We start from the raw sequence: 16,443 nt of genomic DNA on the forward strand, positions 1-16,443 counted from the left end.
CATCCTTGGTCTAGCCGGCCAAGAGCGCATCGAGAGTCACGAAATCGAATCCGGCGGACCTTGTCCCTTCAATAATGAGCGGCAAAGCGTCCGCATCCAGGGTGCTGCCGTCGTCAGGATTCGAACCGACATGCATGAGGATGATGCCGCCCGGCTGCAGACCCCCCAAGACCCGTTGGACTACGGATTCACGGGCCATGCCTCCGCTGGTTCCCTTCCATCCGAGAGTGTCCACGCTCCAGCGCACAGGCACATAGCCGAGGCCGTTGACGGTGTTGATGGTCCGGGAGTCGCGGTCTCCGAAGGGGAACCGGAAGAAAGGCCGGGGCGCACCACCTGCCGCAACTATCGCCGATTCGGCGCGGCCGATTTCGTCAGCGATCATCGGGTCCGTCAGCTGGGTGAAAGCAGGGTGGGTCATCGAATGGTTGCCCAGCCGGTGCCCTGCTGCCATTATCCGTGCCACGCCGTCCGGATTGGCTGCTGCCCAGGTTCCTGTCAGGAAGAACGTCGCCCGGACGTGTTCGCGGTCGAGCGTGGACAGAATGCTTTGAAGTCCGGCCGCATTGGCGCCGCCGTCGAAGGTCAAGGCAATCTGGTTTCCAGCTCCTGGAATCGACGTCACGTCTTGTCCAAGGAGCCACTCTGGAAAGGGGAGGGCAGGCGGCGCGGCCGTGGTGGATCCGGGTACGGTGGGCACTGGATCCGGTAGGGGAACCAGGGATGGCTCCGTGGTTGGCGTCGCGTCTGGGGAGGAAGGCGTTGGACTGGCAGGGGAACTTGCCGCATGTGTCTCCGGTGATGCACCCTGGGTCGCGGCGCCAGGTGATCCATTTGGCCGCAAGGTGAGCATCAGCGTAACGCCCGCCGCAAGCACCGCCAAGGCGGCCAAAAGCACGACGGCGACCACCCGCCGTCGTGCCTTGCTCCTGGGCGGCAGGTCTTGTGACGGCAGGCCGTTCCCGGTCACGGGTAGCCGTCCTGTTGGTTTGGACCCGGAGGCCGCACCACGTCCGGCTCGTCAGGGCCCTGGTCAAGCCGGAACGGAGGGTACTCGTCACGCATGAGCGCGCCGTACGCCAGGACGCGGTACACCCATCTGTTCAGGCCCATGATGAAAGCAAAGAGTGCTTGGGGATACCTGCCGGTGAACAGCAGGATCACCAGGGCGACAAGCACCAGCAAGCCAAGCAACGACAATCCTCCGCCGCGGTCGCCCACCAGACCGGCGGCTCCGTCCTGCGTGCGCCACGCCCACGTCGCTGTCCCAGTGATCGCCCCGACAATGAGCAAGTGCGGGATAAGCAGGAACCAGGACTTAACAAGCACCAGGCCACGGGAAAGACGCGCTGGATAGTCAATGTCCAGGTCGGCAGGGTAGTTGGCGTGTGCAAGTGTGAAGGGCGGGTACTGATCCGTGCCGCCGGCGGCGTAGACGTAGAAAGCCACGCGCCAGGTCCACCTGAGGACGCCCACGTTGAACTGGAAGAGCGATTGCGGGTAGCGGCCCGTGAAGAGAATGGCAAACCACGCTACAAAGGTGGTCACCACGAAGGCAAACCAAAGGAAGAACAACACGAAGAAATGTGGAATCGCAAGGAACCATTTCACCAGCCACATCCATCGTGTGAGGGTCGGATCCAAATAGCCCCCCAAGCGAACCGGATAGCCAATGGTCCCTGCGGCTGCTGGCTGTTGCCCAGCCACGAAGGGCGCTTGTTGGACCGCCGGCGCAGAAGTGCCGCCGTGCCTGCCAAGTCCTACGGCGCCGGCCACCAAGAGCGGCACTCCGAGGACCAGGGCAAGTGTGCCGGCGAGCAGCAGGCCCGTTGCCGCGGGCTTAATCAGCTCTGATCGGAAGCCTGCCTGGAGGTCGGCGGAAACGCCCTCGCTTGCGTCGGCATTCATGACAACCACGGTCCAGCTGCCCGCGGAAATGTTCCATGTGAGTTCCTGTCGTCCCGGACCGGAAGCGGAGGCTGCCCACAAGGGTTGGCTGGCGGGTGGGGCCGGTGTGGACGACCCGGGGATGTCCCGGTAGACGGGGCGGAATGGCTGGAACTTAACTTCCTGCAGCTCCGTATGGTGGACTCCCTTCAGATAGGCATCAACATCGGCCTGGGGCGCAACGCCGATAAAAAGCCGGCCATCAGGTTTGTCCGGTGTTGCCCTGAGCCTGAGCGTGCCCACGTCAAAGGGGAGCCTTTCGGGAGTTCCCTCGCCGATGGCATCCAGTTGTGGAGAGACCAACGCGTACGATGCCACGGTGTAGCGTTCCGTACGGGAAGTGAAGTAGCCTTCATCGCCCTGGCCCGAGGCCAGTAGACCGGCCGCTGCCCCTCCCGTAGTGAGCGCGAATCCGAAGATTGACAGAATGATCCCGACGACGAGCATTGCGATTGACGCTGGTTTTGGCATGGCTACAGTTCTTTCCTCTTAAAAGCCAACGTTGCCAACACGACGGCGGCCACTGCGGCAACAAGCCCCGTAACCACAGGCCAAACCGGCGAAGGATGTGCTTGGTTCGCTGTTATGGCGGCAGCCAGCCCGGGGACACCCGCCGGGGAATAGCTCGCCAACGGATCCCATGCTCCGCCCACTGCCAACAGGGCGTACAGGCCAAGGCCAGCCCCGGCGGCGCCTGCCGGGGCCGGAATCAGGACCGAAAAGAGTTCCATGAAGGCGAGGATCAGGAGGGCGAAGAGGAGGAGCAGAATCGCCGGACCCCAAAGCCGGCCGGCGGGTGCGTCGCCAAAGACAAGTAGCGTGACCAGCCACGTTGCCAGGGTGCCAAAGCTAATCGCGACGGTGAGGAAGAGCCCGTGGGCCGCTGCTTTGGCGGTGATGAACGTGCTTCGCCGCACAGGCTTGGAGAGTACGAATGCCGCAGTGCCTTCGCGGACCTCGGTGGAGACCATTCCGCCGTACATGATGATGATGGCGAACAGGATGATCTGGGACAGATTCTTGATCCACTGCCCGTACGCGTCGGCAAACGTTGCCGGGGGCAGGGTGATCGACCCTTGGGACCCGGCGGTGAGTGATCCCAGGAGTTCAGGAGTTATCCGGGCAAGCGGCGGGCCGGTGACGGCAAAGAAGACCACCATCGCAGGAAGCACCCATATGCGCCACGTATGGACTATCTCCTGGGCTTCCTTGCGGGCGAGGACTGAAAAGCTGTTCACGGCACCGGGTCTCCAACGAGTTCGAGGAAGATGTCTTCCAGACTGATCTCGGTGCTTTCCAAACGCACCAGGCCCGTGCCCTGGTCACTGACCATGGTGGGAATCTCGTGCTGGGCGGCAGCCACATCCGATACCCGCGCCAGGATTTCGCCCCGAGGACCGGGATGCACCGATGTGCTCCAGTTCCTTCCGGCGATTGCTTGGGCGAGCCTCTCGGCGCCCGTACTGACCTCCACTGCGATTGTCTGTTGTCCGTGCCTGGACCGGAGTTCTTCCATCGAGGATTGGGAGAGGACCCTGCCCTTGTTAAGGATGGCCACTGAGTCACAAACGCGCTCCACGTCGCTGAGGATATGCGTTGAGAAAAACACAGTAGTCTGCCCCCGCAGGCCACCGATGAAATCCAGGAGTTCCCTCCGGCCGCCGGGATCCAGCGCGCTGGTGGGTTCGTCCAGCAAAAGTAGTTTGGGCGCGTTGATGAGGGCCTGTGCCACGCCCAGGCGTTGACGCATTCCCCGGGAGTACTTCCCGATTGCCTGGTTGTTTCCGTCCAATCTCATGAAGCCCAGCAACTCCTGGACCCGATCGGCCAGAGGTCCGCCCTTGAGCCCACGTAGCCCGCCAGCGAGCTGCAGGGTTTGGGAAGCGGTCATCCAGCCGTAGAAGGCCGGAACATCAGGGAGATAGCCAACCTCGCGACGGACCTGGGGGGCTTCCGAGGCGACATCCATGCCGAGTATGCGTAGGCCGCCGGACGTAGCGCGGGACAGGCCCGTCATGATGCGGAGCAGAGTGGTCTTTCCTGCACCGTTGGGGCCCAGGAAACCGAAGATCGACCCTTCGGGCACGCTGAGGTTGACCGCATCGAGGGCAATTTTGCGTCCGAATGCTTTGGTCAAGCCCGTGCATTCGATCACAGCACGTGGGCTTGCTGACTCCGGGAGAGGAGCTTTTTTGGCTGGAAGCCGCGTCTTCTGGTCCGGTTCCATCTCAGGTAGCGTTTTCGGGAGAATGCACGACGACGACGGGGCAGTGGGCGTGCGCGACGACTGCGGAACTCACTGAGCCGAGAAGGAGGCCACCAAAGCCGCCGTGTCCGCGGCGGCCGACGACGACGAGTGCTGCATGCTTGCTGCCCTCTACCAGGGCGGCCCGGGCCGAGCCTTGGACAAGTCGCCGGCTGACGTTCTTTGGCAGGTCGGCCCCGAAAGCCTCCACGAGGGCGTCTTCCAAATGCTTCTCGGCTTCATGGGCGAACCCGTCGATGCCCATCGCCAGGTAGGCCTCGTATCCGAGGGGAAGTTCCCAACAGGCCCACGCTTCCATAGGCGCGTTGAGGGCCGTTGCCAAATGTTGGCCTTGGCGCAACGCTTCCACTGACGCTTGGGAGCCGTCGACGCCCACGATGATCTTGCTGGGATCCAAACGTCCAGCCATCAGGCACTCCTCTTGGTTGCTTTGGTCTTCATTAGCGTTAGGAGCTCCCCGCCCCAAGTACGCGCCCGCTCGGTCTCACCGGCCAGGAGTGGACCTTCCGTGCCCCCCACGTAGAAGGGCATGGGCTTGCTCACGAGAGTTGCACCTGCCTTTTTCAGTTGATGGGAGATCTTCTTGGCCGCATCGCCGTGGATGAATAACTTGACCCGGGTGTCAAAGGCAGCGGCAAGGATTCCGGAAAGTCCCTGAGTCCCAACATCGGTTAAGGCTTGCATGGTCTTGGGTGTAGGCCGCCAGCCGTTGATGGGGCTACCCACTACCAACAAGTCGCCAGCCGACACATCCCCACGCCGGAACTGTGCTGCCGGCACTGTCCTGGCATTCGCTGATCCCAGACCAGAGGCCACAGCCTCCGCGATTGCCTTGGTGTTTCCGTAAGCGGAGTCGTAAACAATAACCGCCTTCATGGTGTTTCCTCGTCTTTTCCGTAGTACTCGAGCCTGGAGGCTGCGGCCTTCCTGCGGGAGGGACGGGCATCCATGAAGAGAGTTGCCCAGTAGGTGCCACCGCCCATCACCATGAAGCCAGTTATTCCGAGTACTGGTTCACCCAGCGCGACGCCAGCCAGCAGCAAACCCAGTCCTGACAGGCCAACAAGGACTCCCCGGACGGCATGCTTCCAGCGGATTCGTCCCAGGTCTTCCATGCTCATGAGGGCGGCCAGCCTGGGGTCCTCTTCTTCGAGACCCCGCGCGATCTTGTCCAGTTCCAGCCTCTCGAAGTTGGATAGTTCCATGGTTTTTACCTCCTGCTCTCTTGTCCAGCATGGGCGGCTGTCAGGTGGCGAAACAGGGCCAAAAGTCACAGCGGGCCAGAGGACCAAAGACCCTCCCCATGCAGTAGCCCGGCGTCCAGAATCAAGGCATGGATTCAGTACGTGAAGCTTCGTTGAACAGCGCCCACGTCTTGTGGTTTGAAGATTCAGGCATCCAGGACATCCCCTCCGTCGGGGGCAAGAACGCCTCATTAGGTGAGCTGACGAGGTCCCTTCGATCGGCGGGAGTGAAGGTACCTGATGGATTTGCCACCACTGCTGACGCCTACCGCCATTTCCTTTCCGCGAATGGCCTGGAATCGGTGATCAGTGACTCTTTGGACGGTTACCGTTCCGGGCGCTCATCCTTGCGACAGGCGGGAAGCGCTATCAGGGAAGCATTCCTGTCAGCCGAATTCCCGCCGGACTTCGCCCGAAGCGTTCAGCAGAGTTACAGCATGCTGTGCGAACGCGCAGGGCAGGAAAAACTCGCGGTGGCCGTTCGGAGCAGCGCCACGGCAGAGGATTTGCCGGATGCGAGCTTTGCCGGCCAGCAGGAAACCTATCTCAACATTTCCGGGGAGCGTGGCGTCCTTCAGGCATGCAAGCAGTGCTACGCCTCCCTGTTCACTGATCGGGCCATCAGCTACAGGGAGATCAAGGGCTTTGGGCACCTCGACGTAGCGCTTTCCGTAGGCGTGCAGCGAATGGTCCGCTCCGACGTCGGGGCGTCCGGGGTCATGTTCTCCATTGACACAGAGTCCGGTTTTCCACGGAGCGTCCTGATCAGCGCAGCCTGGGGTCTGGGGGAGACGGTTGTTCAAGGAACCATCAACCCTGACAAGTACCAGGTGTTTAAGCCGCTCCTGGGCGACCCGGCGCTGGCACCAGTGATCCAAAGGGATGTCGGAGCCAAGGAACGGAAGATGGTCTACAACCAGGGTGGTACCGCCAGGACCCGGCTCGTAGACACGAGCGAGCGGGAGCAGCGATCGTTGGTTCTGACGGATCCGGAGGTACTGCAGCTGGCGCGGTGGGCTGTTGCCGTGGAAGAGCACTACGGCCGTCCCATGGATATGGAATGGGCCAAGGACGGCATCACCGGCGAGCTGTTCATGGTCCAGGCGCGTCCGGAAACTGTGCAGGCCCAACGATCGGCGTCCAGTTTCCGAATGCACCACCTGCGGCGCCCTGGCAAGATACTGGCAACCGGTGCTGCGGTAGGCGACTCGATCACCCAGGGCCCGGTCTGCGTCATCCGGGATGCGGGGGATATCGAATCGTTCGTGGACGGCTCTATTCTGGTCACACAGATGACGGATCCCGATTGGGTCCCTGTCATGAAGTGTGCGGCTGGCATTGTCACGGATCACGGTGGCCCCACCAGCCACGCTGCCATCGTCAGCAGGGAACTCGGAGTCCCCGCAATTGTTGGAACCGGTGACGCGACGGCAGTCCTCAAACCTGGCTCGCAAGTGACGGTGTCGTGCGCTGAAGGTGAGCAAGGCCGGGTTTATGAGGGCTTGCTGGAGTTTGACGTCGAAGAAGTGGATGTGGGAACGCTTCCTGCCACCCGGACAGAAGTGATGATCAATGTCGCCAGCCCGTCGGCAGCGTTTCGCTGGTGGCGGCTGCCGGCAGCTGGCGTGGGTTTGGCCAGAATGGAATTCATCATTAACAATTTGATCCGGGTCCATCCGATGGCCTTGGTGCATCCGGAGCGGGTCACCGACGCTGCCGAGGCCGCGTCGATCCGTGACCTGACTGTCGATTATGAAACTCCTGAGGAATATTTCGTTTCGGTTCTGGCCACTGGAATTGCGAAGATTGCGGCCCCGTTCCATCCCAAGCCCGTGGTAGTCCGGCTTAGCGATTTCAAAAGCAACGAATATGCCCACCTCATGGGAGGCCAATACTTTGAGCGTCCCGAAGAAAACCCCATGTTGGGCTTCCGTGGCGCTTCCAGGTACTACAGCAACGAGTACAAGGAAGGTTTCGAGCTGGAGTGCAGGGCCTTGAAGCGCGTCCGTGACGATATTGGTTTTACCAATGTCATCGTCATGGTCCCTTTTTGCCGCACAATCCACGAAGCGGAGACGGTCATGGCTGTCATGGCTGACAACGGACTGGTGCGGGGGAGAAACGGGCTCAAGATATACATGATGTGCGAGGTGCCTTCGAACGTCGTCCTGGCAGAAAGGTTCGCGCAATTTTTTGATGGCTTTTCAGTGGGATCGAATGACCTTACCCAGTTGGTTCTGGGTGTGGACCGTGATTCGGAACAGTTGGCCGGCCTTTTCGATGAACGGGATCCCGCCGTCACCACAATGATTTCCCAAGTCATCAGGGAAGCCCACGATGCGGGCATCAAGATCGGCCTCTGCGGCCAGGGACCAAGTAACCATCCGGACTTCGCCGGGTTCCTGGTTCGTGAGGGCATTGACTCAATCTCATTGAACCCGGATACCTTCCTCCGCACTTTGCCGGTGATAGCAGCCGCCGAACAGCGCCCGGCCCAGGACAGGGCCATATGAAGGGATCACCCACCGCTGCTGCGGCCAGGCCTCCTTATGACGCTGTCATTCTTGATTTGGATGGGGTAGTGACCAGCACGGCAAGTGTCCATCAAGGGGCTTGGAAAGACGCCTACGATGCGATCGTTCGTGATGCCCGCTTTCCGCCGGACGCCGACCACCGGGCCTTCACGCCGGACGACTACTTCACACTCCTGGACGGAAAGCCAAGGGAACAAGGCTTGATGGATCTCCTGGCATCCCGGGGTGTTCGCATCCCGCTTGGACTTCCAAGCGACCACACAGGTGCATGGACCGCATTCGGGTTGGGTGCACTGAAAAACAAGGCCTATCTGGCGCGCCTAAGGAACGACGGCGTCCAAACCTATCCGGGAACAGTCCAGTTCCTGGCGGGGTTGAGGGCAGCGGGGGTTCCAGCGGCGGTGGTGACCTCAAGCAGAAATGCCACTCCAGTACTCACGGCGGCCGGCATGGAAGATACCTTCGCCGTAGTCCTTGATGGGACGGCAGCCGCTGCGATGGGCCTTCCCGGCAAACCTGCGCCCGATGTCTTCCTGGAAGCAGCCCGGCGGTTGAGCGTCCCGCCAAAGCGCGCGGTGGTCATAGAAGACTCTGTTGCAGGGGTGCAGTCTGCCCATCGCGGCGGGTTCGGCCTGGTAGTGGGGATCGATCGCAGGGGAAGCCGGAACCAACTCGAGGCCGCCGGAGCAAGTGTCGTGCTCAATGACGTCAGCGAACTTGATCTTGGGCTGGTCATGGGTGACCCCTGGCAGCTGATTTTCGAAGGCACCGATCCGGACCACGAAGGGCATCGTGAGGCACTCACAACACTTGGCAACGGATATATGGGCGTCCGCGGCGCCGTGGCCGAATCCAACCGGAGCACACGGTATGCCGGTATGTATCTGGCCGGGGTATTCAATCGTGTCTCCGCCGGACTTGGTCAAGAGACAGCCATCGAAGAACACATGGTCAACGGTCCCGATTGCCTCCCGATGGACTTGCGGCTGGAAGGCAGTCCATGGTGGTCCCGTGACGGGCTGCGGGTTGTCCATGAACGGAGAACACTTCAAATGGACAAGGCAGTCCTTAAGCGGAGGCTCGTCCTGGAGTCACCCGACGGGCGGCGTTTGGAAGTCAGTGAGACGCGACTCGTCTCCATGGCAGATCCTCACGTGCTCGCCATCAAGACCCGCATTATGCCCGTTGGTTGGAGTGGTTTGATCGGAATCCGTGTGGGTGTCAATGCCGGCATACGCAACGCAAACCTTCCGGAACCACCTTTGACGGGCCAGAAACACTTGATCGACCGGACAACCTTTGACGGCGCGGGCCGCGGTCAAGGAAACACCCTGATGGTTGAAGCGGAAACCAGCCAAAGCCAGGTTCGGATTGGCGTGGGCCTTCATGTTGATGTCGCCGGCACCAAGGGGACCCCCGGGAGCAAAGGGGCGTTCCACTTCCGGACTTTCGAAGCCCATTGTTCTGATCGGGCAGCAGTCATGGTGACGAGGATCGTGGCCGTTGCGACGTCCCGGGACCGCCCCATTTCGTCGGCTGGCACAGCGGCCGCCGCATGCCTGGCAAGGGCCGGCACCGATTTTGACAAACTCCTACGGGCCCATGAGTCTGCATGGCAGCGGACCGTCCGTCCGTTCAAGGTGGAATTGGACGCTCCGGCACAGGTACAGCTTGTCTTGAACCTGCACCTGTTCCACTTGCTGCAAACGCTGACGCAGCATACGACTGAGCTCGATGTTGGCGTTCCCGCACGGGGGTTGCATGGGGAAGGGTACCGTGGCCACGTTTTCTGGGACGAGCTGTTCGTACTTCCCGTTCTCACCTCAAGGACACCTGACGTTGCCCGGGCATTGTTGGACTATCGTTGGCGGCGGCTCCCTGCGGCGCGGCAGGCCGCGGCCAGCGGCGGTCTTCCCGGTGCCAGGTTTCCGTGGCAGAGCGGGAGCGACGGAACTGAAGAAACTCCGCGGTGGCTATACAACGCGATGTCCGGACGTTGGGTGCCGGACCACTCCCACCTTCAAAGGCATGTGGGGCTTGCTGTTGCCTTTAATGCGTGGCAGTACTTTGAAGCCACCAACGACCTGGCATGGCTTGCCCGGAAGGGGGCACAGTTGGTGGTGGAAGTTGCCCGCTATTTTGCCGCTGTCGCCAACTACGATACCGGTGACCACCGTTACCACATCCGCGGCGTAATGGGACCGGACGAGTATCACACGCAGTTACCTGGATACGGGAACCCAGGTCTCGATGACAACGCGTACACGAACGTCATGGCTGCCTGGGTCTGCGCCTGTGCGGCCGGGATTCCCGAAACTTTCTCGGGTCATGAGCTGGCCGACCTCCTGGAACGCCTGGGCATTACTGAACAGGAAGTTGACCGTTGGAGCCACGTGTCCCGTGCCATGTTTGTGCCCTTCACCAACGATGGAATCATTAGCCAATTTGCCGGCTATGACCAATTGGAGGAACTGGACTGGGACAAGTACCGCCAACAGTACGACAACATTGAGCGGCTGGACCTCATTCTCGAAGCAGAGGGCGACGACGTCAACAGATACAAGCTGGCCAAACAGGCAGACGTCCTCATGCTGCCCTACCTCTTGGGACGCCAAGGGCTTATTTCGTTTCTGAAGCGTCTGGGCTACGCCTTGCAGCAGGGACAATTGGATCGAACGATTGAGTACTATCTGGCCCGGACGGCCCATGGTTCCACCTTGAGCAGGGTGGCGCACGCCTCAGTATTGGCTGCGTTGGACCCGGAACGGGCATGGGACAGTTTCAGGGAAGCCCTTGACGCTGACCTTGATGACACACAGCACGGCACCACAAAGGCGGGAATACATCTGGGAGCGATGGCGGGAACCATCGATGTCGTCCAAAGAAGCTTCGCTGGCCTGCGGCTGGACCGGACGGGGTTGTCGTTTACGCCGAACATGCCCCACGGCCTTCGAGCGGTCTCCTTCCATGTGACCTATCGGGGACACTTGATGGACATCCAACTTAAAGATGGACGCATCCGAATTTCCTCTGCCGCCGGCGGCGCCCAACCGGTCAGGGTCAAGGTCCACGGGCAAACCGTGATGCTCGCATGTGGAGACACCCGAAGCTTCCGGATGCAACCAACGCGCCAAAGCGAACATCGATGAAGCGACTGGGCATCCTGACAAGCGGTGGCGACTGCCCGGGCTTGAACGCTGTCATCAGAGGGGCGGTGCTGGGCGGAGCCCTGACGCACGGGTACGAATTCATTGGATTTCGCGACGGCTGGCGAGGCGTCTTGGACGATGACGTCCTCCCTTTGCCTCGTCGGGCCGTTCGGGGAATCTCCCGGCTCGGTGGAACAATCCTGGGCACGTCACGGACCAATCCTTTGAAGGAGGACGGCGGCCCCGCACCTGTATCCGACTCGTTGCGCCGCCACGGCCTGGATGGCTTGATTGCGATAGGGGGAGAGGGCACGCTCGCTGCTGCCAGGATCCTGTCGGATACGGGGATCAAGGTCATCGGGGTGCCGAAAACCATCGACAATGACCTGGGCGCTACCGACTTCACTTTTGGGTTCGATACCGCAGTACAGACCGCCACGGAAGCGATCGACCGGCTACGGACTACGGGTGAGTCGCATCATCGGTGCATGATTGCTGAGGTGATGGGACGCAACACCGGTTGGATCGCGCTGCATGCGGGAATCGCCACAGGTGCACACGCCATTTTGATTCCCGAGCATCGAGTGACTTTGAACCAAGTTGCGGCATGGGTCAATTCGGCAAATGACCGCGGCCGTGCGCCCCTGGTGGTTGTCGCCGAGGCGTTTGTGCCTGCGGGCCAGGACGCTCCGTACTCGCCGCGTGGACTGGACACATTCGGCCGCCCCCGCCTCGGAGGTATCTCGATGCTGTTGGAACAGCAACTGCAGGACCTTACGGGAATCGAGACCCGGGCAACCGTTCTTGGCCATATTCAACGCGGTGGCGAGCCCACTGCTTTTGATCGGGTACTGGCAACGCGGTTGGGGATGGCCGCCGTCCGGGCAGCGGCAGCGGCAGAATGGGGGACCATGGTGTCCCTGCGGGGAACGGACATTATTACCGTGGGCCTGGACGAAGCCCTGGAAACCATCAAAACAGTGCCGGAATCCCTGTATTTGGAAGCTGAGGAGCTCTTCGGTTAAGGAAAGGGTACCCCCGCCCGCCCCACAGCAGGGCACAGGAGCAGCAGGGCCCTGGACAAAGGCTTGGCCCGGCCAGACCGGGCCAAACGACTACTCCCTGGTGATGGGGATTCTTGAAGTGGAGGTTGCTGGCACCTGCTCCGGGATGGGAGCCCGTACCTCAAGGACCCCGTCTTTGTACGACGCCGTCACATCGCTTTCCTTCACACCATCCGGCAGGGGGACGCGCCGGAAGAACGACCCGTACCGGAACTCTGAGCGATAGCTGTCCTTGTCCTTTTGCTCCTTCTTCTCCTGCCTTTCGGCCTTTATCGTCAATGCGCCATCAGAGACAGTGATTGCGGCGTCCTTTTCGGGATCGATACCGGGGAGCTCTGCCCGGACTACCAAGGTGTTGCCTTCAACCACTTCCTCAACCCTGATCGCGCCCGTGCCGGTGTCTCCATCGAAGAGCCTCTCGATCAGCTCAATAGGCGAGCGACGCGAGTCAAACCATTTCATCAAGTCCGTCATGTCTTCCTCCTTGTCCAATCAATCTGGTCCAATCAATCTGGTCGAATCAACCTGATCCAATCAACGTGGGGACTGGTCCCCCCGCACTTATAGCCTTGTTCAGCCGGGAACGGGCATCCAGAGTCGAAAGTCCTCCGTAAACACAGCCAACCGGTTGTCAGGGTTCGCGTGGTCAATGGACGCGGAGCACGGCCGCTCCGGTGATGCGGTCGTTAGCCAGATCGTCCAGGGCCTGGTCTGCCCGCTCGAAGTCGTACGACGTTGTGGTCGGTGTCAATGCCATGTCCGCCGCGAGGGCCAAGAGTTCCTCCCCGTCCGTGCGTGTGTTCGCGGTTACGCTCCGGACCTGACGTTCGTAGAACAGGTCGTCGGTGTACTTGAGTGATGGAATGTCCGACAGGTGTATGCCGGCAATCGCCAGGGTTCCGCCGCGGTCCAGCGACCTCAACGCGTAGGGCACCAGTTCTCCTGCCGGTGCGAAAAGAATGGCTGAATCGAGTTTGACCGGAGGAACGTCCGAGGCGCCGCCCACGTACTCGGCGCCAAGGGTGCGGGCCAGCGCCCGGGCTTCAGCTGAACGCGTCATGACGTAAACCGAGGCACCCTGATGCATCGCAATCTGCGCCGTGAGGTGTGCAGAGCCCCCGAAGCCGTAGATGCCCAGGCGCCCTCCCGGCGGTAGGGAAGACCTTTTCAGTGCGCGATAGCCGATGATTCCCGAGCAGAGGAGCGGAGCGGCGTGTTCGTCCGTGAAGCTGGCCGGGACAGCGTAGGCAAAATCCTCCTGGGCCGTCATGAGTTCCGCGAATCCGCCGTCGCGGTCCCATCCGGTGAAAGTTGGTGTCAAGCACAGGTTTTCCTTGCCCCGTCGGCAGAAGGTGCACGTTCCGCAGGTGCCACCGAGCCATGCCACGCCCACGCGGTCGCCCGGCGCGAACCTACTTTCATTCGAGCCGGTTTCGAGCACAGTTCCAACGGCCTCGTGGCCCGGAACCACATTGGCGCTGCGCGGCTGCAAATCACCTTCAGCCAAGTGCAGGTCTGTCCGGCATACACCGCAAACACTCACCCGGATCAGCAATTCCCCGGCTTTCGGCCGGGGATCTTCCCGTTTCCCCTGCACCAAGGGCCGAGTCGGCATCGGTCCAGGATTTTCTACCCACCATGCATGCATTGCCAAATCCTTCCGCGATTCATTGCCACGAGGTTTGCAGGCCGCAGGGACCCAAACCAGAGCCAAAGGTCACAGGATCCGGTTATTGGGGCTGGGGGGCACTTTCCTGCGGAGTCGCCCCGCGATCTCGACGGCGGCGCTGGACGCCACCGCGACTCCGATCGTCACCGGCAATAGATCCCCCGGGGGCCAGTCGAGCCGGAAGAAGTCACTCAGCAGCGGGAAAGTGAAGACAGTCACTGTGCCGATATACATCGCCGCTATGACAGCCGTCTTCCGTGCATCGAGCGGACGCGCGATAACTGCCAGGATCCACGAACCAATGAGTGCCAGCGCCAGGGTCGATGCGGAGCGGGCCTGGTCGACGCTGAAGCCGCCGGTGGCCTCGATGTAGTAATTGAGCACGGTAATCCCGACTGCCGTGGCCAACCCAGCGGGTATCGCGAAGGACAGCGAGCGGCGCAGGAATCCGCGGGCATAGCCTTGAGAATTGGGGAGCAAAGCCAGAAAGAATGCGGGCAGCCCGATGGTCAGTCCATCCACCGCGGACAGTTGGCGTGGCAGGAAGGGAAAAGGCAGCAGCAGCGTCCCGCAGAACAGGGAGATAACAACCGCATACGCCGTCTTGCTGAGAAACAACATGGAAACCCGCTCCATATTGTTGATGACCCTCCGTCCTTCTGCCACCACGGCAGGAAGCCTGCTGAATTGGCCATCGAGCAAGACGATGCGCGCAACAGCCTTGGTTGCCGGAGCTGCGGAGTCCATCGCGATGCCCAGGTCTGCCACTTTGAGCGCCAAAGTGTCATTGACTCCGTCTCCGGTCATCGCAATTGTGTGGCCCCGACGCTGCAGTGCGAGCACCAGCTCCTTCTTTTGTTTCGGGGAGACGCGTCCGAACACCGAGTGCCCTTCCACAAGCCGTTCCAACATGGCGGGATCTTCAGGCAATGTGCCGGCGTCAATTGCATTCGTGTCTTCCAAGCCCAGCTTGCCGGCCAGCAGGCCAACCGTGCGGGGATCATCGCCGGAAAGGATCTTTATGGCCACTCCCTCCTCACGGAAGTATGCCAACGTCCGGGGCGCGTCCCGCCTGATACTTTCACGGAATGTCAGTAGCAATACCGGTTCACAATCAGGGGGCAAGGGAACTTCGGACCCATCAGTGGCCAGGCTGGAGCGGGACAACGCCATGGTCCGGAAACCTGACGCTATCAGCCGTTGCGCCCGCTCCCGCGCAGATCTGCAGCCAGAAGAGCCTCCCGCCAGGACCACTTCCGGGGCACCGAGTACCCATGTGCAGGAGCCGCCCTGGAGATTGCCGAGCGTCACCGAGCTCCACTTGCGCGCTGAATCGAAAGGCACTGAAGCCAAGGCGTGAGGCTCCCATTTCAGTGGAAAGGCGTCCCCGACGGACCGCGAGGTGGCGTTGGCCGGTTGGTTGGCACCGAACCATTCCAAGGCCTCGCTCCAGCCATCCTGAACGTCGTCCCGGAGGTGGTGGACGGCGTCGAAGGCCATCTGTCCATCCGTGAGCGTTCCTGTCTTGTCCAAGCACAGGACGTCCACACGGGCGAGCACTTCGACAGCTGCCAGCTCCTGGACGAGGACTTTCTGCCGTGCCAGGCGAACGGCTCCAACGGCGAAAGCTACGCTGGTCAGGAGCACCAGGCCGAGGGGAATCATGGCTATGGTACTTGCCACGGTGGAAACAGCGTTCTGCTTCCACGCCCCGGAAGCCACTGCTGCCGCCCAGCCGTCCTGCCGGACAAACTGCGAATTCAGCACCAGCAACGTCACGGGCAGGACGATCCAGGCCAGGACCCCCAGCACCTTGTCGATTCCCCCTCGTATTTCGGACGTCACAAGGGAAAAGCGCTTGACATCAGCGGTCAGCCGGTTGGCAAATGTTTCCTGGCCAACCCTGATGACCTGGGCCGCGCCGGCACCGGCAAAAATCAAGGACCCAGCCAACAGCACGTCCCCACTGTGCTTGGGGACAGGTGCCGACTCGCCTGTCAGCAATGACTCGTCCACGTCCAGGGAACCCTCCCCGGTGACAACCGCGTCCGCTGGCAATTGATCGCCGGCACCAAGCAGCAGCAAGTCATCCATCACCAGTCCGGTTGCGGGAATCTCGTGGTCATGTCCATCGCGGACGACGCGGGCCGTCGCCGCGTGGATGATGGTCAGGCGATCGAGTGATCGCTTGGCGCGGTATTCCTGGATCACGCCAATAAGGGCGTTCCCAATGGCCGCCAACCCGAACAACGCGTCCTGCCACTGACCGAGGAAGAGCAACAGCGAAAAACCCGACAGGACGATGCCGTTGAAAAGCGTAAGGACGTTGGCACGGATAATAGCCGGCAAGCTTCGGCTGGTTGGTATGGGCGTGACATTGACCATCCCGTCGCGGACCCGCTGTGAGACTTCTTGAGCAGAAAGGCCCGCCGGCGGACCGTACGGATTGGTCACTGTCGGCAAACCTCACTGCAGTGGTTGGCATACCTCGTACGATGCATGGTTCCTCCACGCTGTCCAGTGAAGTACAAGGGTTCCGGACACGGTTTGGCTGGCATAGGGTCGAAAGT

Annotated in this window: 13 protein-coding genes; 3 read left to right on the forward strand and 10 right to left on the reverse strand. The window is 61.3% G+C overall.

Features of this window, described 5'->3' with window-relative positions; genetic code table 11:
* Positions 1-10: 10 nt before the first annotated feature.
* From ACZ5G6_RS12065 to ACZ5G6_RS12095, 7 genes are all read right to left on the reverse strand, one after another.
* A complete protein-coding gene (locus tag ACZ5G6_RS12065) occupies positions 11-970 on the reverse strand; it encodes a polysaccharide deacetylase family protein (protein ID WP_498685773.1) in 960 nt (319 codons plus the stop codon).
* Positions 967-2,418, reverse strand: a complete 1,452-nt coding sequence (locus ACZ5G6_RS12070; protein WP_498685774.1) for a DUF4389 domain-containing protein — start codon at positions 2,416-2,418, stop codon at positions 967-969. The genes ACZ5G6_RS12065 and ACZ5G6_RS12070 overlap by 4 nt, the downstream gene beginning before the upstream one ends.
* Positions 2,419-2,420: 2 nt before the next feature.
* Positions 2,421-3,185 carry an ABC transporter permease gene (locus ACZ5G6_RS12075; protein WP_223932669.1) on the reverse strand — a complete coding sequence of 255 codons (765 nt, stop codon included), beginning with the start codon at positions 3,183-3,185 and terminating at the stop codon, positions 2,421-2,423.
* Entirely contained in the window at positions 3,182-4,102 is a 921-nt protein-coding gene (locus tag ACZ5G6_RS12080) for an ABC transporter ATP-binding protein (RefSeq protein ID WP_498685775.1), read from the reverse strand. Before ACZ5G6_RS12080 ends, ACZ5G6_RS12075 begins: the two co-directional genes overlap by 4 nt.
* A gap of 73 nt (positions 4,103-4,175) precedes the next feature.
* Positions 4,176-4,622, reverse strand: coding sequence for a universal stress protein (locus tag ACZ5G6_RS12085; RefSeq protein ID WP_223932671.1), 447 nt, complete (start codon positions 4,620-4,622; stop codon positions 4,176-4,178).
* The gene (locus ACZ5G6_RS12090) at positions 4,622-5,089 is read right to left on the reverse strand and encodes a flavodoxin family protein (protein WP_223932672.1); all 468 of its coding nucleotides are present in this window, start codon (positions 5,087-5,089) and stop codon (positions 4,622-4,624) included. The genes ACZ5G6_RS12085 and ACZ5G6_RS12090 overlap by 1 nt, the downstream gene beginning before the upstream one ends.
* Positions 5,086-5,418, reverse strand: coding sequence for a DUF3040 domain-containing protein (locus ACZ5G6_RS12095; RefSeq protein WP_223932673.1), 333 nt, complete (start codon positions 5,416-5,418; stop codon positions 5,086-5,088). The genes ACZ5G6_RS12090 and ACZ5G6_RS12095 overlap by 4 nt, the downstream gene beginning before the upstream one ends.
* Before the next feature lie 128 nt (positions 5,419-5,546).
* Here ACZ5G6_RS12095 and ppsA point away from each other — a divergent pair, with 128 nt between their 5' ends.
* The 3 genes from ppsA to ACZ5G6_RS12110 are packed head-to-tail and all read left to right on the forward strand — an operon-like array spanning position 5,547 to position 12,165.
* Entirely contained in the window at positions 5,547-7,970 is a 2,424-nt protein-coding gene (gene ppsA / locus ACZ5G6_RS12100; protein WP_498685776.1) for a phosphoenolpyruvate synthase, read from the forward strand.
* Entirely contained in the window at positions 7,967-11,140 is a 3,174-nt protein-coding gene (locus ACZ5G6_RS12105) for an HAD-IA family hydrolase (protein WP_498685777.1), read from the forward strand. The genes ppsA and ACZ5G6_RS12105 overlap by 4 nt, the downstream gene beginning before the upstream one ends.
* Positions 11,137-12,165, forward strand: coding sequence for a 6-phosphofructokinase (locus ACZ5G6_RS12110; protein ID WP_498685778.1), 1,029 nt, complete (start codon positions 11,137-11,139; stop codon positions 12,163-12,165). The genes ACZ5G6_RS12105 and ACZ5G6_RS12110 overlap by 4 nt, the downstream gene beginning before the upstream one ends.
* Before the next feature lie 90 nt (positions 12,166-12,255).
* Here ACZ5G6_RS12110 and ACZ5G6_RS12115 read toward each other — a convergent pair whose 3' ends face one another.
* The 3 genes from ACZ5G6_RS12115 to ACZ5G6_RS12125 form a co-directional block, all read right to left on the reverse strand.
* The gene (locus ACZ5G6_RS12115) at positions 12,256-12,678 is read right to left on the reverse strand and encodes an Hsp20/alpha crystallin family protein (protein WP_498685779.1); all 423 of its coding nucleotides are present in this window, start codon (positions 12,676-12,678) and stop codon (positions 12,256-12,258) included.
* Between the two features lie 172 nt (positions 12,679-12,850).
* Positions 12,851-13,852, reverse strand: a complete 1,002-nt coding sequence (locus tag ACZ5G6_RS12120; protein WP_498685780.1) for a zinc-dependent alcohol dehydrogenase family protein — start codon at positions 13,850-13,852, stop codon at positions 12,851-12,853.
* Between the two features lie 69 nt (positions 13,853-13,921).
* Positions 13,922-16,327 (reverse strand): HAD-IC family P-type ATPase, encoded by a 2,406-nt coding sequence (locus tag ACZ5G6_RS12125; protein ID WP_498685781.1) that lies wholly within the window; start codon positions 16,325-16,327, stop codon positions 13,922-13,924.
* Positions 16,328-16,443 lie beyond the last annotated feature (116 nt).

Source organism: Arthrobacter sp. TmtSoilC51 (assembly GCF_055388015.1).